Below are 16,201 nucleotides of genomic sequence, written 5' to 3' on the forward strand. Positions count from 1 at the left end.
TCCCCGCCCGATGCGCTAGTGTGCGCCGCGTAGCCGCGGGAGACGCACACATGAAAGAGCTCACGGACCGCACCGCCCTCGTCACCGGCGGCACGTCGGGGATCGGCCTCGCCATCGCCGAGGCGCTCGCCGGCGCCGGCGCCAACGTGATGATCGACGGCTTCGGCGAGACCGACGCCTGCGAGGCGCTCGCGAAGCGGCTCGCCGACGCGCACGGCATCAAGGCCGCCTGGACGGGCGCCGACGTGTCCAAGCCCGACCAGCTCGCCGCGGCGGTGGACCGCGCGGAGCGCGAGCTCGGGCCCGTGGACATCCTCGTCAACAACGCGGGCGTCCAGCATGTCGCGCCGGTGGAGGACTTCCCCGTCGCGCAGTGGGACCGGATCGTCGCGATCAACCTCTCCTCGGCCTTCTACGCGACGCGCCTCGTGCTCGCCGGCATGAAGGAGCGCGGCTGGGGCCGCATCGTGAGCACGGCCTCGGCGCATTCCCTCGTCGCCTCGCCCTACAAGTCCGCCTACGTCGCGGCCAAGCACGGGCTCGTGGGCTTCACCAAGACGGTGGCGCTCGAGGCGGCGGCGCAGGGGGTGACGGTGAACTGCATCTCGCCCGGCTACGTCTGGACGCCGCTCGTCGAGAAGCAGATCCCCGACACGATGAAGGCGCGCGGCCTCACCCGCGAGCAGGTGATCGAGGACGTCCTGCTCAAGGCGCAGCCGACCAAGGCCTTCGTCACGGTGGAGCAGGTCGCCGCCATGGCGCTGTTCCTGTGCTCGGACGCCGCGAGCCAGATCACGGGGGCGAACATCTCCATGGACGGGGGGTGGACGGCGCAGTGAGGGGCGGCGGGGCCGCGGTGTCTGCCAAGGCCTTGTCCTGATGCACTACGTGCACTAATCTCAGGCTTGTCGAGGACGTCGGCGATGCCGAGGATCGCCACGTTCGGACGGTACGGCGTCTACATCTACGCGGCTCCCGCGGAGCATCCGCCTCCGCATTTCCATCTGGTCGGACCGGAGACCAACATTGCTATCGCGATCCGGACCGGAACGGTGATGGAGGGTAGCTGCCGGGACCGTTCGCTGCTCGCGGAAGTTCGGCGTTGGGCGAAGCGAGAGCGTGAAATTCTGCTTGTGAAATGGGAGGAGCTGAATGGGCCGCGCTGAAGACATCGTCGTTGGGCGACGGCTTCCCGTGCTCGAGTCCGTGCGGCCCCTGGATCCTCTCCGTGTCGAGGTGACATGGGAATGCGGTGAGCGCGCGGGGGCACCGGAGATCGTCGATCTCGCACCGTTCATGGCCCGCTTCGCCCTCTACCGACCCCTCGAGGACAATTCGGCGCTGTTTGCGACGGCCCGCCTCGGCCCCTACGGCTCCTCGATCGAGTGGGGCGACGGATCGATCGATATCAGTTCGGTCGCCGTCGAGGACGTCGCTAGCGATGCCGAGGCCTCTCTCGAATTCAAGACGTTCCTCGCCGAGCAGGGATGGACGTTCGACGTCGCCGCGCGGCGCCTGGGGCTCGGGCGGCGAACGGTGGCCTACTACGCTGCCGGTCGACCGTTGCCGAAGACGGTGGCGCTCGCCTGCCGGTACTTTCAGCTCGCCAGCGCGCAGCGCCGGCAGGAGAAGGACGGCTTTCGCCGTAGAAGGCGCACGGCGGCATGACCGAAAGCCCCCTTCCCGGCCTCGCCGGCCCCCGTGCCGAGAAGGCCGTGTCCCTCGCGCTGCAGGGCGGGGGGGCGCACGGGGCGTTCACCTGGGGCGTGCTCGACGGGCTCCTTGAGGACGGGCGGCTCGCCATCGAGGCGATCTCCGGCGCCTCCGCCGGCGCGATGAACGCCGTCGTGCTCGCGGAGGGCTGGCGGCGCGGCGGCGCGGAGGGGGCGCGGCAGTGCCTCGCCGATTTCTGGCGCTCGATCAGCCTCGACGGCGACCTGCCCGCCTACAAGGCGCGGATCGTGCGCCAGGCGCTCGGCCTGTGGACGGACGAGCGCTCGCCCTTCCGCTTCTGGATGAACGCCTTCTCGCCCTTCACCACGCCCTACCAGAACATCCTCGACGTCAACCCGCTGAGGGACGCGCTCGAGGACCTCATCCGCTTCGACGAGGTGCGCGCCTGCGGCGACGTGAAGCTCTTCGTCTCGGCGACCAACGTCTGGACCGGCAAGATCAAGGTTTTCGCGCGCGAGGAGCTGACCGTCGACCATCTCCTCGCCTCCGCCTGCCTGCCGGAGCTGTTCAAGGCGGTGGAGATCGACGGCGTGCCCTACTGGGACGGCGGCTACATGGGCAACCCGCCGCTGTTCCCGCTGTTCTACGGCGTCGCCGCCGACGACGTCCTGCTCGTCCAGATCAACCCGATCGAGCGGCGCGAGACCCCGCGCACCCGCGCCGAGATCCGCGACCGGCTCTCGGAGATCGGCTTCAACGCGCCGCTCCTGCGCGAGCTGCGCGCCGTCGACTTCGTGACGCGCCTGCTCGACGAGGGCAAGCTCGCCGAGGGCGACTACAAGCGCGTGCTGATGCACCGGATCGAGCCGACGGGCCATTTCGACGAGTTTCCCGCCTCCACCCGCCGCGCGGCGGACTGGACGATGATGAAGACGCTGTTCGAGCGCGGCCGCGGCGCCGCGCAGGACTGGCTCGCCCGCCACTGGGACGATCTCGGCGTTCGCGCCACGATCGAGCTGAAGCGCGACTACGCCTGAGCGGCGGCGGGCGCGCGTGGCCGTGCCCGGGGCGCGGCGTCGTTCCCGCAGCGTCGTTCCCGTAGCTTCGTTCCCCGTGGACGACGTGCGGAATGTCGGGCCGCGTGGCGCCGGCGGCCTTGCGCGCGCATGCTTCTTGCTTGACGGTCGGCAGGCAACTCGACCGTGGGAGTCCGCGCCCCGTGTCCATCCTCGTCGCCCTGCACCACGTCACGCAGTACCGTTACGACCGGCCGATCGGCATCGGTCCGCAGGTGATCCGCCTGCGGCCGGCGCCGCATGCCCGCACACGCGTCCCCAGCTATGCGCTGAAGGTGCAGCCCGCCAATCATTTCATCAACTGGCAGCAGGACCCGCACGGGAACTGGCTGGCGCGCCTCGTCTTCCCCGAGCCCGCGACCGAGCTGAAGATCGAGGTCGACCTCACCGCGGACATGGCGGTGGTCAACCCGTTCGACTTCTTCGTCGAGCCCTATGCCGACGACTTCCCCTTCGCCTACGCGCGCGAGCTCGCCGAGGAGCTCGAGCCCTACCTCCAGGCCGACGAGCTGCTCGGCGAGACGGCGGAGGCGTTCGTCGCCGGGATCGACCGGACGAAGCGCAGCACGGTGACCTTCCTCGTCGAGCTCAACGCGCTCGTCCAGCGCGCGGTGCGCTACATCGTGCGCATGGAGCCCGGCGTGCAGACGCCGGAGGAGACGCTGGCGCTGGGTTGCGGCTCCTGTCGCGATTCGGCCTGGCTCCTCGTCCAGGTGCTGCGCCGGCTCGGCTTCGCCGCGCGCTTCGTGTCGGGGTACCTGATCCAGCTGAAGGCCGACATCGACCCGATCGAGGGGCCCAAGGGCACCGAGCACGACTTCACCGATCTCCACGCCTGGGCGGAGGTCTACGTGCCGGGCGCCGGCTGGATCGGCATGGACGCGACGTCCGGCCTGTTCTGCGGCGAGGGGCACATCCCGCTGTGCGCCACGCCGCACTACCGCTCTGCGGCGCCGATCACGGGTGCGACCGACCCGGCGAACGTCGAGTTCGGCTTCGAGATGCACGTGACGCGCATCCTCGAGGCGCCGCGCGTGACGCGGCCCTTCGACGAGTCCGCCTGGTCGGCGCTGGAGGCGCTGGGAGACCGGGTCGACCGGGACCTCGTCGCCCAGGACGTGCGCCTCACCATGGGGGGCGAGCCGACCTTCGTCTCGATCGACGATCCCGACGGGGCGGAGTGGAACATCGCGGCGGTCGGCCCCACCAAGGCGGGCCGCGCGGACACGCTGATCCGCCGGTTGCGCGACCGCTTCGCGCCCGGCGGCTTCCTGCACTACGGGCAGGGCAAGTGGTATCCCGGCGAGCAATTGCCGCGCTGGGCTTTCGGCCTCTACTGGCGCCGCGACGGCGAGCCGATCTGGCGCGACGCGTCGCTCATCGCCGGCGAGGGGCGAGCCGGAGCGAAGGCGCCCTCCGCGGCGGCGAGGAGCTTCGTCGAGGGCCTGGCGGAGCGCATGCATCTCTCCGCCGGCTACGCGCAGCCGGCCTACGAGGATCCCGCGCACTGGCTCCTGAGGGAGGCCGAGCTGCCGGAGGGCGTCGACCCGACGAACCCCGCCCTGGCGGATCCCGAGGAGCGCGCGCGGATGATGCGCGTCTTCGAGCGGGGGCTGACCGAGCCCGTGGGCTTCGTCCTGCCGATCCAGCGCTGGAACGCCGCGGACGGCGCGCGGCGCTGGCGCTCGGAGCTGTGGCGCACCCGTCGCGGCAAGCTGTTCCTGATCCCGGGCGATTCGCCGCTGGGCCTGCGCCTGCCGCTCGCCTCGCTGCCCTTCATCGAGCCCGAGCACTACCCGCACATCCACCCGCGCGATCCGCTGGAGCCGCGCGGCGCGCTGCCGCCCTATCCGCGGCCCGAGCGCGATCCCGCCGCGCGACGCCAGGTGGTTGCCGCGCAGAACACGGTGGGCGAGGCGGTGCGCACCGCGCTCTCGGTCGAGGTGCGCGACGGCATCACCCACGTCTTCATGCCGCCCGTCGAGCAGGCCGAAGACTATCTCGAGCTGCTCGCCGCGATCGAGGCGACGGCCCGCGAGACGGGGCTGCCGGTCCGCGTGGAGGGCTACACGCCGCCGCACGACCCGCGCATCGACGTCGTCAAGGTCACGCCGGATCCCGGCGTGATCGAGGTCAACGTCCAGCCGGCGCATTCCTGGCGCGAGGCCGTGGCGATCACGACGGGGCTCTACGAGGAGGCCCGGCTCTCGCGGCTCACCGCCGAGAAGTTCATGATCGACGGCCGCCACACCGGCACCGGCGGCGGGAACCATGTCGTGCTGGGCGGCGCGAGCCCGCCGGATTCGCCCTTCCTGCGCCGGCCGGACCTGCTCGAGAGCCTCGTCCTCTACTGGCAGCGCCACCCGTCCCTGTCCTACCTGTTCTCGGGCCTGTTCATCGGCCCGACCAGCCAGGCGCCGCGCATGGACGAGGCGCGCGACGACGCGCTCTACGAGCTCGAGATCGCGCTCGCGCAGGTGCCGGACCCGGAAGCCGGGAACATCCCGCCGTGGCTCGTCGACCGGCTGTTCCGCAATCTGCTCGTCGACGTCACCGGCAACACGCACCGCGCCGAGATCTGCATCGACAAGCTCTACTCGCCCGACGGGCCGACGGGGCGCCTCGGCCTCGTCGAGTTCCGCGGGTTCGAGATGCCGCCGGACGCGCGGATGTCGCTCGCGCAGCAGCTCCTGCTGCGCGCGCTCGTCGCCTGGCTCTGGCGCGAGCCGCAGGGCGGGCGCCTGGTTCGCTGGGGCACGGCCCTGCACGACCGCTTCATGCTTCCGCACATGGTCTGGGACGACTTCCGCGCCGTCCTCGCCGACCTGTCGGAAGCCGGCTACCGTTTCGAGGAGAGCTGGTTCCGCGCGCAGTGGGAGTTCCGCTTCCCGCTCTACGGCCGTGTCGAGCACCGCGGCGTCGCGCTCGAGCTGCGCCAGGCGCTCGAGCCCTGGCACGTCATGGGCGAGGAGGGCGCCGTCGGCGGCACGGTGCGCTACGTCGACAGCTCCGTCGAGCGGCTCGAGGTGCGCGCGCAGGGCATCGTCCCCGGCCGCCACGTCATCGGCTGCAACGGGCGCCGCCTGCCGATGACCTCCACCGGCCGCGCCGGCGAGGCTGTGGCGGGCCTGCGCTACAAGGCCTGGCAGCCGGCCTCGGGCCTGCACCCGAACATTCCCGTCCACGCGCCGCTCACCTTCGACGTCATCGATTCCTGGAACCGCCGCTCCCTCGGCGGCTGCGTCTACCACGTCGCCCATCCCGGCGGGCGCAACTACGAAACGATGCCGGTCAATTCCTACGAGGCCGAGGCGCGCCGCCTCGCGCGCTTCCAGGATCACGGCCACACGCCCGGGCGGATCGATCCGCCGCCGGAGGAGCCCGCCGCCGAGTTCCCGATGACGCTCGACCTGCGGAGGCCGCCCGCATGACGGCGCTCACCCGGGCGCAGGCGCGCGACCTGATCCAGGGCCTGAGCCACTGGACTCGAGGCTACGCGCCGCTGCCGGGGGCGGCCGACGAGCTGATCGGAACCGACGGGACGCCGCGCCCCGCCTGGGCGCGCCTCGCGGAGGCGCTCGGGCCGATGAGCCCGGGCGATCTCGCCCGCGGCTTCGGCTCCGCGGAGCGGCACATCCGCGAGGTCGGCATCTCCTACCGCGTCCACGGCGAGGCGGCGGACCGGGCCTGGCCGGTGGCGCATCTGCCGGTCGTCATCGACGCCGCCGAATGGAGGGCGATCGCGGCGGGAGTCGCCCAGCGCGCGCGGCTGATGGAGGCGCTCCTCGCCGAGATCCACGCCGGCGGCGAGGCGCCGGACGGCGCGCCGCCGGCGGCCGCCATCGTGGGGAGCCCCAACTACCTGCGCCCCCTCGTCGGGGTCGCGCCGCCCGGCGGGCGGCATCTCTCGCTCTACGCCGTCGACATCGGCCGCGGGCCGGACGGGCGCTGGTGGGTGCTGAACGACCGCACGCAGGCGCCGTCGGGAGCCGGCTACGCGCTCGAGAACCGCATCGTCCTCTCGCGGGTCTATCCCGCGCTGATGGAGCGCCTGCGCGTGCAGCGCCTCGCGCCCTTCTTCGCCGCCTTCCGGGACGGGCTCGCGGCGCTGGGCGCGCGCGAGGAGCCGCGCGTCGGGCTGCTCACGCCCGGCCCCTACTCGGAGACCTATTTCGAGCAGGCGACGCTCGCGCGCTATCTCGGCCTGCCGCTGGTCGAGGGCGACGACCTCGTGGCGCGCGACGGCTCGGTCTACGTGCGCACCGTGTCGGGCCTCAAGCGCATCGACGTGCTCTGGCGCCGCGTCGACGGCGACTATTGCGACCCGCTCGCCCTCGACGCCCGCTCGCGGCTCGGCGTGCCCGGCCTCGTCGCGGCCCTGCGCGCCGGCGGCGTCGCGATGGCGAACATGCCCGGCGCGGGCGCCGTCGAGCAGCCGGCGCTGATGGGATTCATGGCCCTGCAGTGCCGCCGGCTTCTCGGCGAGGACCCGCTCCTGCCCAACATCGCCACGTGGTGGTGCGGCGAGCCGGCGGCGCGGGAAGAGGCGCTCGGGCGGCTCGACACGCTCGCCTTCGCCGACGCCTTCGTGCCCGGCCCCTCGACCCTCGGCGCCGAGCTCGACGCGGCTGGCCGTGCCGCGCTCGCCGCGCGCATCCGGGCGCGGGGCGTCGACGTCGTCGGGCAGGAGGTGGTGCGCTTGTCGACGACGCCGGTGTGGCGCGACGGCAGGCTCGAGCCGCGGCCGTTCTCGCTGCGCGTCTACGCGGCGGCGACGCCGAACGGCTGGCACGTCATGCCCGGCGGCTTCGCGCGCATCGCCGAGCGGCCGGACGCGCGCGCCGTCAGCATGGGCGAGGGCACGCTCTCCGCGGACGTCTGGGTGCTCGCGGACGCGCCGGTGGCGCGGGTCTCGCTCGTCCCGCAGGAGCGCATCCGCCGCGTCTCCGGCCACCTGCCGAGCCGCGCCGCCGACGACCTGTTCTGGCTCGGGCGCTACCTCGAGCGCGCGGAGGCGACGACGCGGCTCGTGGCGGCGCTCGCGGCGGCGCGGCTCGAAGGCGGGGAGGGCGGGCCCGGCGACGAGACGGTGGTGCGGCTCGAGGGCCTCGTCCGGTCGCTCGGCGCGGTCCCGGAGGAGGAGGAGGAAGAGGAGGACGCCGGCGAGGACGGGGATCCGGTGGGGGAGGGCGCGGACGCCGCACCCGTTGCCGCGCTGCCCGCGTGCGACCTCGCCCGCACCGCCCTCGACGATGCGGCGGCGCCCGGCTCCGTCGCCGCCTCGATCGCCTTCGCCCGGCGCGCGGCCTCGCACCTGCGCGACCGGCTCGCGCCGCAGGCCTGGCGGCTCGTCGCCGACCTGTCCCCCGGCGCCCCGCCCGGCGAGGAGGCGGCGGCCTCCCCGGCCGACACGCTCGACCGGGCGCACGCGCTGCTCGAGCGCTTCGCGGCGATCGCCGGGCTCGTGCACGAGAACATGACGCGCTCCGACGGCTGGCGGCTGCTCGACATGGGCCGTCGCATCGAGCGCGGGCTCGCCGCGTGCCGCGTCACCGGCGCGCTGGCGGGTGCGGGCGCCACGAGCGCGGACCTCGACGCGCTCCTCGACATCGTCGACTGCCAGATCACCTACCGCACGCGCTACCTGTTCGGGCCCGCGCCGGCGCCGGTGCGCGACCTCGCGCTGATCGACCCGAACAGCCCGCGCTCCCTCGCCTTCCAGGCCGAGCGCATCCTCGAGCACGTGCGCGCGCTGCCGCGCCTCCACGAGGACGGCCTGCCGGAGCCGCCCGAGCGGCTCGCTGCGGCGCTGGCGCGCGGCCTCGCCATCGCCGACGCCGCCACGATCGACGCGCCGACGCTCGCGGGCTTCGAGGCCGACCTCGCCGATCTCGCGGACGCGATCGGCGCGCGCTACTTTCCCCGCGGGGCCGCGGCCGCGCGCCCCGAGAAGCTGAGCGGCCTCGCGTGATCTACCGCATCCGTCACGTCACGACCTATTCCTACGAGGCCACGGTGGCCTCGGCCCGCTGCGTGCTGCGGCTCACCCCCCGCGACGATGCCGGGCAGGCGCGGCTGTTCGGCGACGTGCGCGTCGTGCCCTCCGCGCGCCTGCGCGAGGAGACCTGCTTCTTCGGCGCGCGGCTGCACCATGCCGAGATCGACACGCCGCATCGCGAGCTGCGCATCGAGGCGCGCGCGCGGGTGCGGATCACGCGCGCGGCGCCGGCCGCGCCCGCCGAGGATCCCGCCTTCGAGGCGGTGCGCGCGGCCGCCGCGACCGGCACGAGCCGCGCGCCGGACGCGCCGGTCCACGCGCTGTTCCCGAGCCAGGCCGTGCCCGCCGCGCCGGAGATCGCCGCCTGGGCGAGCGCGTCGCTGCCCGCCGGCAGGGGCGTGTTCGCCGGCGCGAGCGACCTGATGCGGCGCATCCACGCGGAGTTCGCCTATGCGCCCGGCGAGACCGACGTCGCCACCCCCGCCCGCGAGGCGTTCCGCGCGCGCCGCGGCGTCTGCCAGGACTTCGCCCACGTGATGATCGCCGGCCTGCGCGGGCTCGGCCTGCCGGCGCGCTACGTCTCCGGCTACCTGCGCACCCTCCCGCCCGCGGGGCAGCCGCGGCTCGTCGGGGCGGACGCGACCCATGCCTGGGTCGAGGCGTGGTGCGGGCCGGATCTCGGCTGGATCGGCTTCGACCCCACCAACGCCGCCCTCGTCGGCCCCGACCACATCGTGCTCGCCGTGGGGCGCGACTACGCCGACGTCTCCCCCGTCGACGGCGTCGTGGTCTCCTCGGGCGGGCAGAGCCTGTCCGTCAGCGTCGACGTGGTCCCCGAGGAGGAGGCGCGCGGGGGCTGACGCGTCTCTCCTTGCGTTCCGGGCGAGCCTGGTGCTTGTGTCGCGCGAGGGGAAGGACACGATGACGACGCTGACCACAGACGGCATCCAGCCCGCCGAGACGATCCGTGCGCTCGCCCGCGAGGGCGCCATCGCGAGCACGCGGCCCTTCGTGGCGGACCAGGTCCAGCCGGCGAGCCTGGACCTGCGGCTCGGCGCCCGCGCCTGGCGGGTGCGCGCGAGCTTCCTGCCGGGCCCGCGGCGCCGGGTGCGCGAGCGGCTCGACGGCATCGCGCTGCACGAGATCGACCTCTCGCGCCCGGCCGTGCTGGAGACGGGCTGCGTCTACATCGCCGAGATCCAGGAGAGCCTCGCGCTGCCCGGCGACCTCTCGGCCTCCGCCAACCCGAAGAGCTCGACGGGGCGCATCGACGTCTTCACCCGCGTGATCGCCGACCGGGCGCAGGAGTTCGACGTGGTGGACGCCGGCTATCGCGGCCCGCTCTACGCCGAGATCTCGCCGCGCACCTTTCCCGTGCTGGTGCGCGAGGGCACGCGGCTGTCGCAGCTGCGCCTGCGCCGGGGCGAGGTGCGGCTTTCCGACGACGACCTGCGCGCGCTCCACGCCAGCCAGACGCTGGTGACGTCCGCGACGCCGTCCTTCCAGAACGGCATCGCCGTTTCCGTCGACCTCTCCGGCTTCGGCGAGGGGCGGCTCGTCGGCTACCGCGCCAGGCGCCACACCGCCCTCGTCGACGTCGACGCGGTCGGCGCGCACCGCACCGCGGATTTCTGGGAGCCGCTCAGCGCGGACGGGGCCGGGGAGCTGATCCTCGACCCGGGCCAGTTCTACATCCTGGCCTCGAAGGAAGCGGTCCACGTGCCGCCGGACTACGCCGCCGAGATGGTGCCGTTCGACCCGCTGGTCGGCGAGTTCCGCGTCCACTACGCCGGCTTCTTCGATCCCGGCTTCGGCCACGCCGGCGCCAACGGGGCCGGCGCGCGCGCCGTGCTCGAGGTGCGCTCGCGGGACGTCCCCTTCATCCTGGAGGACGGCCAGACGGTGGGCCGCCTCGTCTACGAGCGCATGGCCGCGCGCCCGGCCGTCCTCTACGGCGCGGGCGCCGGCTCGAACTACCAGGCGCAGGGACTCAAGCTTTCGAAGCACTTCGCCTGACGGTCCCCGCGCGTTGCGGCGTGCTCACCGCAGGCGCTCGTCGAGGAACGTCAGCATCTCGTTCCACGACTGGAGGTCCGCCTGCGGGTCGTAGTCGCCGCTGCCCCAGACCGTGAAGGAATGGCGCGCGCCGCCGTAGATCTCCATGCGATAGTCGATCTCGGCCTCGTTCAGCGTGGCGGCGAGCGCCGCGACGTCCTCCATGCCGGAGACCGGGTCGGCGGAGCCGTGCAGCAGGAGGAGGTCGCCCTGCACGGTGTCCCAGGTCGCGCCCTCGGGCGCCTGCAGGCCGCCGTGGAAGCTCACGAACGCGTCGAGATCGGCGCCCGCGCGGGCGAACTCGAGCACGGCAGCGCCGCCGAAGCAGTAGCCGATCACCGCCGCCGTCTCGGCGTCGACCCCCGCCTGCGCGCCCGCCGTCTCCAGCGCGGCCGCGAGGCGCGCGCGCATGGCGGCGCGGTCGGCGTAGAGCTTGCCGGACTCCGCCCGGCTCTCCTCGGTCGTCGTCGGGCGAACGCCCTGCCCGTAGAGATCCACCGCGAAGGCGGCGAAGCCGAGCTCGGCGAGCATGGTGGCGCGGCGCTCCTCGTAGTCGCCGAGCCCGTCCCAGTCGTGGATCACGAGGACGAGCGGGCGATCCTCGTCGTAGCCCTCGTTGACGGCGACGAAGCCCTCGTAGGCGACGCCGTCGACCTCGTAGACGACGGCCTCCGTGCGGATCTGCGCCTGCGCCGCGCCGGCGCCGAGCGCGAGGGCGGCGGTGCCCGCGAGCGTGGCCTTCAGGGTGCTGGACATCGGCGATCCTCTCGTTTCCGGGGGAAGGATGCGGTCGACATAGGGCGCGCTGCGCACGGGGAAAGATGCCGCAGCCACTCACGCGACCGTGATCGTCTCGCGCCTGGAAAGAATAAATGCAGGCCTATCTCGACCTCGTGCGCCGCTCGGGAGACCATCTCGGCGCACGTTCCCCCGATATCCAGCAAAAGAGAGGCCGACCATGCGTTTTCTCGAGAAGATGACGATCGCCGCCGCTGCAATTCTGATGACGGTCTCGGTGTCCAAGGCGCAGGACATCGTCGATACCGCGGTCGCAGCCGACGACTTCACCACGCTCGTCGCCGCGGTCGAGGCCGCCGGGCTCGTCGAGACGCTCGAGGGCGAGGGGCCGTTCACGGTGTTCGCGCCGACCGACGCGGCCTTCGCGGCGCTGCCGGAGGGTACGGTCGACAACCTGCTCCTGCCGGAGAACCGCGACCGGCTCGTCGCCGTGCTGACCTACCACGTCGTTCCCGGGCGGGTGATGTCCTCCGACATCGCCGGCCAGGAGGTCTCCCCGGAGACCGTGGAGGGCTCGACCCTGACGATCGACGCCACCGGCGACGCGGTAATGGTCGACGACGCGACCGTCGTCACCGCCGACGTGGAGGCCTCGAACGGCGTCATCCACGTCATCGACACGGTTCTCATCCCCGAGTGATCGCCTTCGGATACCCGAGAGTGAGGGGGCCGTCCGCACCGCGTGCGGGCGGCCTTCTCGCGCGCTCCCTCAGCCCAGCACCTCGCCGGGCGCATGCGCCAGCACCACGACGCGCGTGCCGATCGGCACGCGGCGGTGCAGGTCGACGATGTCCTGGTTGAACAGCCGGATACAGCCCGACGAGATGGCCTTGCCGATCGACCAGGGCTCGTTCGTCCCGTGGATGCGATAGAGCGTGTCGCGTCCGCCCTGGAACAGGTAGAGCGCCCGCGCGCCCAGCGGGTTCTCGAGCCCGCCCGGAAGGCCGCCGGCATAGGGGCCGTAGCGCTCCGGCTCGCGGCGGATCATGTTGGCGGTGGGCGTCCAGCGCGGCCACGCCGCCTTGCGCGCGACGATGGCCGTGCCCGCGAAGGCGAGCCCCTCCTTGCCGACGCCGATGCCGTAGCGCATCGCCTGCCCGCCACCCAGGGAGAGGTGGAGGAAGCGGTCGGTCGTGTCGACCGTGATCGTGCCGGCGGGCTCGCCCGTCGGGTCGCTGACGACCTGGCGCCAGAAGCGCGGGTCGACCACGCTCGGATCGACGGCGGGGATGGGGAACTCCTCGCCCGGCAGCGCGGCGTACATCGCTCGCACGTCCACGGGAATGGCGGGGGCGAGCGGCTCGACCGGCGCGCGTGCGGCCTGCACGCACCCGCCGAGCGCGAGCGTGCCGCCCATGATGAATCCGCGCCGGGTAATGTCCGCTATCATGATCGTCGACCTTCCTTTCTGTCGTCTCGTGTCGTTCGCGGGCCCCGCTGAATCGTACAGGGGCGCCGATAGTCAGTCGACGGCTTCACGAGAGTTTGAGGCGTTCGTGAGGCGTCCGTGACTCGGTGGCCCACACATGCGAAGGGCGTCGCCCCCAGGCCGGGAGCGACGCCCTTCGCATGGATCCCGCGCGCGGACGCGCGCGGGTCAGTTGCGGTATTGCTGGATGCGCGTGGTGCGCAGGCCGGCCAGGCCGTGCTGGTCGATCGAGTGCTGCCAGGAGAGGAACTCCTCGGTCGTCAGGGTGTAGCGCTGGCAGGCTTCCTCGAGGCTCAGCAGGCCGCCGCGGACCGCGGCGACCACCTCGGCCTTGCGACGGATCACCCAGCGACGGGTGTTCGTCGGCGGCAAGTCCGCGATCGTCAGCGGACTGCCGTCGGGCCCGATGACGTATTTCGCCCTCGAGCGAAGCGGTTCGGTCATGGTACTCTCACACACTCGACTGACCAATGTCGGGTGCGACGTTACGGCCCGGCGCTTAAGAAAGGCTGAAATGAAAACCTCGGTTTGGATCCCGAGGACTCGCGCTCCCGGCGCAATCACGATTGCGCGACTCCGGTCACCTGCGCGAGCGGCACGCGCACGTCCCCCGAGATCAGGACCGGGTCGGCGCCCGTGAGATCGAGCCCCGTCACCGTCCCGGAGAACGTGGTGGAGACCTCGACCGGCTGGCCCGCGGTGTCGAGGCCCTGGACGCGGATGGCGTAGCTGCCGGGCTTCGCCACGGCACCCGTGTCGGTGCGCCCGTCCCAGACGAAGCTCTGCTTGCCCGCCTCGAGCGCCTGCTGCTTCGTGGCGACGACCTGCCCCGACGCGTCGAAGATCTCGATCACCGCCCGCGAGGCCGCGCGCGGGAGGGTGAGGCTCCAGGTCGCCTTGCCGTCCTCGAGCTGCGCCTCGCGGCCCGTCGCCTCGATGCGCTTGCCGATGAAGCTCGACGCCGTCGAGACGTTGGCGGCGCGCGTGGAGGTGAGGAGCGAGCCCAGCATCTCGTTCGTCTTGATCTGCTGCTCGACCGAGGCGAACTGCACGAGCTGCTGGGTGAACTGGTTCGTGTCCAGCGGGTCGAGGGGGCTCTGGGCCTGGAGCTGCGTCGTGAGCAGCGTCAGGAACTGGTCGAAGTTCTGCGCGATCGCCTGCCGGTCGCGGCCGGCCTCGCTGGTCCCGCTCTGCGCGGCCGCCTGGGGGGCCGCACTCGTCACGCCGCTCGCCATCGCACGTCCTCCTCAGATCCGCATGTCGACGCCGACGAGCCCGCCGGCCAGGAGCCGTCGCGGCGCGAGCGCCTCGAGCGCGCGCGGCTCCGGCGCGCCGGCTCCGCGCTCACCGTCCCCGCGCCGTCCGCGCCCGTCGCGCCCGTCGCGATCGGCGAACGCGCTCTCGCCGCGGCCGAAGGCCTGGCCTCCGCCGCGGCTCTCGTCCTGGCGCAGGGACATCTGCACCGAGCTCTCGTTCGTCCTCAGACCCGCCTGCTCGAAGGCGCGCTCCAGCGCCTTCGCGTCGCGCTGGAGCAGGGCCAGCGTCTCCGGTCGCTCGACCTGGAGCTTCGCGGTCACCTCGCCCTCCTCGATCTCGAGCGACACGTCGATGCGGCCGAGCTCGACGGGGTCGAGGCGGATGGTGAACCGGTTGAGGTTGCCGAGGCTCTTGAGCCCGATCTCGATCGGCACCGCGCCGAGCGGCACGTTGGCGAGGACCGGCGGCTGCGGCGCGCCGGGCGGCGGCGCCGGGGCCGGGCCGGGGGCCTGCGCGGGCGGCGGGACCTGGATCTGAGGCTGCGGCAGGGCGGTGGTGCCCGGCGACTGCTGCGGCTGTGGTTGGGCCTGGGCCGGGCCCTGGGCTTGGGACTGGGCCTGGCTCGCGGACGGGTCCGCGGGCGCCGCGGCGCCGGGCTGCGCCGCCCCGGACGCCTGCTGCGCCCCGCCGGCGCCCGCCGGCTGGAGGGCGCCGGGCTGGCCCGAGGTCGCCTTCGCGTCGCCCTCGAGGGCGGCCGTCGCGTCTGCGGCCACCGCGCCCGCTGCGACGGTCGGCGGCTTGCCGGTCGCTGCGGAGCCGGGCGCCTCGGGCGTCTCGGCCTGCGCGAGCGCCTCGGCGAGCGGGCCGGACACGGCCGGGCCGGGCGACGCGGACACAGTGGCGGCCGGCGCGGACGCCGGCGAGCCTTCGCCCGCGGCCGTCGCACCGGGCGCGGCGGCCTCCGCCGCCGGCGGTGCGGATGCCGCGGCGCCACGGCCGCGGGCCGTCGCGCCCGGGGGACCCGAGCCGGTGCCCGCAGCCGCCCGCACTGCGGCCGCGATCGCCTCGCCGGGTGGACTCGTGAGCGGACCAGTGGGCGGACCGGCGGCCGCCTGGCCGGGAGCGTGCGCCAGGGCGACGGCGGCATGGCCCGGGCTCGGGACGCCGGAGGTCGGCGCGCCGTCCTCGAGCGCGTCGCCCGCACCCGCCTGCGCGGCGGCATCGTCCGGCGCGACGGCAGCCGCCGCGCGTGCCGGCTCCGCCGGCTGCGCCGATACCTCTGTCGTCGATGGCGGCGCCGACGCGTCCGTCTCCGGCGGCGACGAGGTCCCGGCGGTCTCCCGGTCGTCGCGCGCGGTCTCGGCGGGAGCCTGCTCGGCGCGCGGCCGATCGTCCGCCGCCCGCGTGTCCGCCCGCTCGCGGACCTCGCCGACGTCGTCTCTCCTGTCGGGCGTCTGCCGTGCGCGCTCCGCCCGATCGCGGGCGACGTCCTCACGCGGCCGCGGCTCGGGCTCGCGTGCACGCGTCTCGTCGTCGGGCCGGCGCGTCTCGAGACGCGGCTCGCGGCGCGGCTCCGGTCGCCCCGGCGGCTCGCCCGCGTCGACGCGGAACGCGGGCGCGTCCTCCCGCGGCCGCGGCTGCGGGCGGGGATCGAGGCGCCGAGCGGGATCGGCGGGAAGGGGGTCGAGACGCATCGTGTCCTCGTACCGGTGACGCGGGCGCCGGGGCTCTCGCGGTCCGGGCTCCGAGCACGACGCCGCAAGAGCCGGGCCAGCCCGCGGACGCCGGCGCCGGGGCGTGGCGCCCCCTCGAGAAGCCATGCCGCGCAACGCCTCGCGCGCCGCGAGCGGCGCCGCCGTCCGATCGGCGGGGGACCGCGGCCCGGCAGCTTCCGCCGGCCCGCGCGGCAGAAAC

The 16,201-nt window shown here is 73.7% G+C and carries 14 protein-coding genes; 9 read left to right on the plus strand and 5 right to left on the minus strand.

What is annotated here, in order from left to right; translation table 11 throughout:
• The first annotated feature begins 50 nt into the window (after positions 1–50).
• From G407_RS0111395 to G407_RS0111430, 8 genes are all read left to right on the plus strand, one after another.
• Positions 51–839, plus strand: coding sequence for a 3-hydroxybutyrate dehydrogenase (locus tag G407_RS0111395; protein ID WP_029030899.1), 789 nt, complete (start codon positions 51–53; stop codon positions 837–839).
• An 84-nt stretch (positions 840–923) separates the two neighbouring features.
• On the plus strand, positions 924–1,166 hold the full coding sequence (locus G407_RS0111400; RefSeq protein WP_029030900.1) for a DUF4160 domain-containing protein: 243 nt from the start codon (positions 924–926) through the stop codon (positions 1,164–1,166).
• Positions 1,153–1,668: a DUF2442 domain-containing protein gene (locus G407_RS27205; protein WP_052341254.1), complete on the plus strand. Its 516-nt coding sequence runs from the start codon at positions 1,153–1,155 to the stop codon at positions 1,666–1,668. Before G407_RS0111400 ends, G407_RS27205 begins: the two co-directional genes overlap by 14 nt.
• A complete protein-coding gene (locus G407_RS0111410; RefSeq protein ID WP_029030901.1) occupies positions 1,665–2,711 on the plus strand; it encodes a patatin-like phospholipase family protein in 1,047 nt (348 codons plus the stop codon). The genes G407_RS27205 and G407_RS0111410 overlap by 4 nt, the downstream gene beginning before the upstream one ends.
• A gap of 182 nt (positions 2,712–2,893) precedes the next feature.
• Positions 2,894–6,181 (plus strand): transglutaminase family protein, encoded by a 3,288-nt coding sequence (locus G407_RS0111415; RefSeq protein ID WP_029030902.1) that lies wholly within the window; start codon positions 2,894–2,896, stop codon positions 6,179–6,181.
• Positions 6,178–8,721: a circularly permuted type 2 ATP-grasp protein gene (locus G407_RS0111420; protein ID WP_029030903.1), complete on the plus strand. Its 2,544-nt coding sequence runs from the start codon at positions 6,178–6,180 to the stop codon at positions 8,719–8,721. The genes G407_RS0111415 and G407_RS0111420 overlap by 4 nt, the downstream gene beginning before the upstream one ends.
• Positions 8,718–9,608, plus strand: a complete 891-nt coding sequence (locus tag G407_RS0111425) for a transglutaminase family protein (RefSeq protein ID WP_029030904.1) — start codon at positions 8,718–8,720, stop codon at positions 9,606–9,608. The genes G407_RS0111420 and G407_RS0111425 overlap by 4 nt, the downstream gene beginning before the upstream one ends.
• A gap of 61 nt (positions 9,609–9,669) precedes the next feature.
• Positions 9,670–10,764, plus strand: a complete 1,095-nt coding sequence (locus tag G407_RS0111430) for a 2'-deoxycytidine 5'-triphosphate deaminase (RefSeq protein WP_029030905.1) — start codon at positions 9,670–9,672, stop codon at positions 10,762–10,764.
• Between the two features lie 24 nt (positions 10,765–10,788).
• Here the strand turns inward: G407_RS0111430 and G407_RS0111435 are convergent, their stop codons facing one another.
• Entirely contained in the window at positions 10,789–11,559 is a 771-nt protein-coding gene (locus G407_RS0111435; RefSeq protein WP_029030906.1) for a dienelactone hydrolase family protein, read from the minus strand.
• A gap of 202 nt (positions 11,560–11,761) precedes the next feature.
• Between G407_RS0111435 and G407_RS0111440 the strand changes: the two genes are divergently transcribed.
• Positions 11,762–12,241 carry a fasciclin domain-containing protein gene (locus G407_RS0111440; RefSeq protein WP_029030907.1) on the plus strand — a complete coding sequence of 160 codons (480 nt, stop codon included), beginning with the start codon at positions 11,762–11,764 and terminating at the stop codon, positions 12,239–12,241.
• A 69-nt stretch (positions 12,242–12,310) separates the two neighbouring features.
• Here the strand turns inward: G407_RS0111440 and G407_RS27210 are convergent, their stop codons facing one another.
• The 4 genes from G407_RS27210 to G407_RS30430 form a co-directional block, all read right to left on the minus strand.
• Positions 12,311–12,991 carry a L,D-transpeptidase gene (locus G407_RS27210; protein ID WP_052341255.1) on the minus strand — a complete coding sequence of 227 codons (681 nt, stop codon included), beginning with the start codon at positions 12,989–12,991 and terminating at the stop codon, positions 12,311–12,313.
• Positions 12,992–13,198: 207 nt separating this feature from the next.
• Positions 13,199–13,474 carry a CtrA inhibitor SciP gene (sciP, locus tag G407_RS0111450; RefSeq protein ID WP_029030908.1) on the minus strand — a complete coding sequence of 92 codons (276 nt, stop codon included), beginning with the start codon at positions 13,472–13,474 and terminating at the stop codon, positions 13,199–13,201.
• Between the two features lie 116 nt (positions 13,475–13,590).
• Complete coding sequence (locus G407_RS0111455; protein WP_029030909.1) at positions 13,591–14,265, minus strand: flagellar hook assembly protein FlgD; 675 nt, start codon at positions 14,263–14,265, stop codon at positions 13,591–13,593.
• Between the two features lie 12 nt (positions 14,266–14,277).
• Positions 14,278–15,981 (minus strand): flagellar hook-length control protein FliK, encoded by a 1,704-nt coding sequence (locus G407_RS30430; RefSeq protein WP_052341256.1) that lies wholly within the window; start codon positions 15,979–15,981, stop codon positions 14,278–14,280.
• Positions 15,982–16,201: the final 220 nt, after the last annotated feature.

The sequence above is a fragment of the Salinarimonas rosea DSM 21201 genome (genome assembly GCF_000429045.1).
In the GTDB taxonomy this organism is placed as follows: Bacteria; Pseudomonadota; Alphaproteobacteria; order Rhizobiales; family Beijerinckiaceae; genus Salinarimonas; species Salinarimonas rosea.

Bases quoted from the DNA above. Each gene is read 5' to 3' on its own strand.
- G407_RS0111435 (WP_029030906.1), bottom strand. From the start codon at position 11,559: ATGTCCAGCACCCTGAAGGCCACGCTCGCGGGCACCGCCGCCCTCGCG.
- G407_RS27205 (WP_052341254.1), top strand. From the start codon at position 1,153: ATGGGCCGCGCTGAAGACATCGTCGTTGGGCGACGGCTTCCCGTGCTC.
- G407_RS0111455 (WP_029030909.1), bottom strand. From the start codon at position 14,265: ATGGCGAGCGGCGTGACGAGTGCGGCCCCCCAGGCGGCCGCGCAGAGC.
- G407_RS0111410 (WP_029030901.1), top strand. From the start codon at position 1,665: ATGACCGAAAGCCCCCTTCCCGGCCTCGCCGGCCCCCGTGCCGAGAAG.
- G407_RS30430 (WP_052341256.1), bottom strand. From the start codon at position 15,981: ATGCGTCTCGACCCCCTTCCCGCCGATCCCGCTCGGCGCCTCGATCCC.
- G407_RS0111395 (WP_029030899.1), top strand. From the start codon at position 51: ATGAAAGAGCTCACGGACCGCACCGCCCTCGTCACCGGCGGCACGTCG.
- G407_RS0111420 (WP_029030903.1), top strand. From the start codon at position 6,178: ATGACGGCGCTCACCCGGGCGCAGGCGCGCGACCTGATCCAGGGCCTG.
- G407_RS0111440 (WP_029030907.1), top strand. From the start codon at position 11,762: ATGCGTTTTCTCGAGAAGATGACGATCGCCGCCGCTGCAATTCTGATG.
- G407_RS0111400 (WP_029030900.1), top strand. From the start codon at position 924: ATGCCGAGGATCGCCACGTTCGGACGGTACGGCGTCTACATCTACGCG.
- G407_RS27210 (WP_052341255.1), bottom strand. From the start codon at position 12,991: ATGATAGCGGACATTACCCGGCGCGGATTCATCATGGGCGGCACGCTC.
- G407_RS0111430 (WP_029030905.1), top strand. From the start codon at position 9,670: ATGACGACGCTGACCACAGACGGCATCCAGCCCGCCGAGACGATCCGT.
- sciP (WP_029030908.1), bottom strand. From the start codon at position 13,474: ATGACCGAACCGCTTCGCTCGAGGGCGAAATACGTCATCGGGCCCGAC.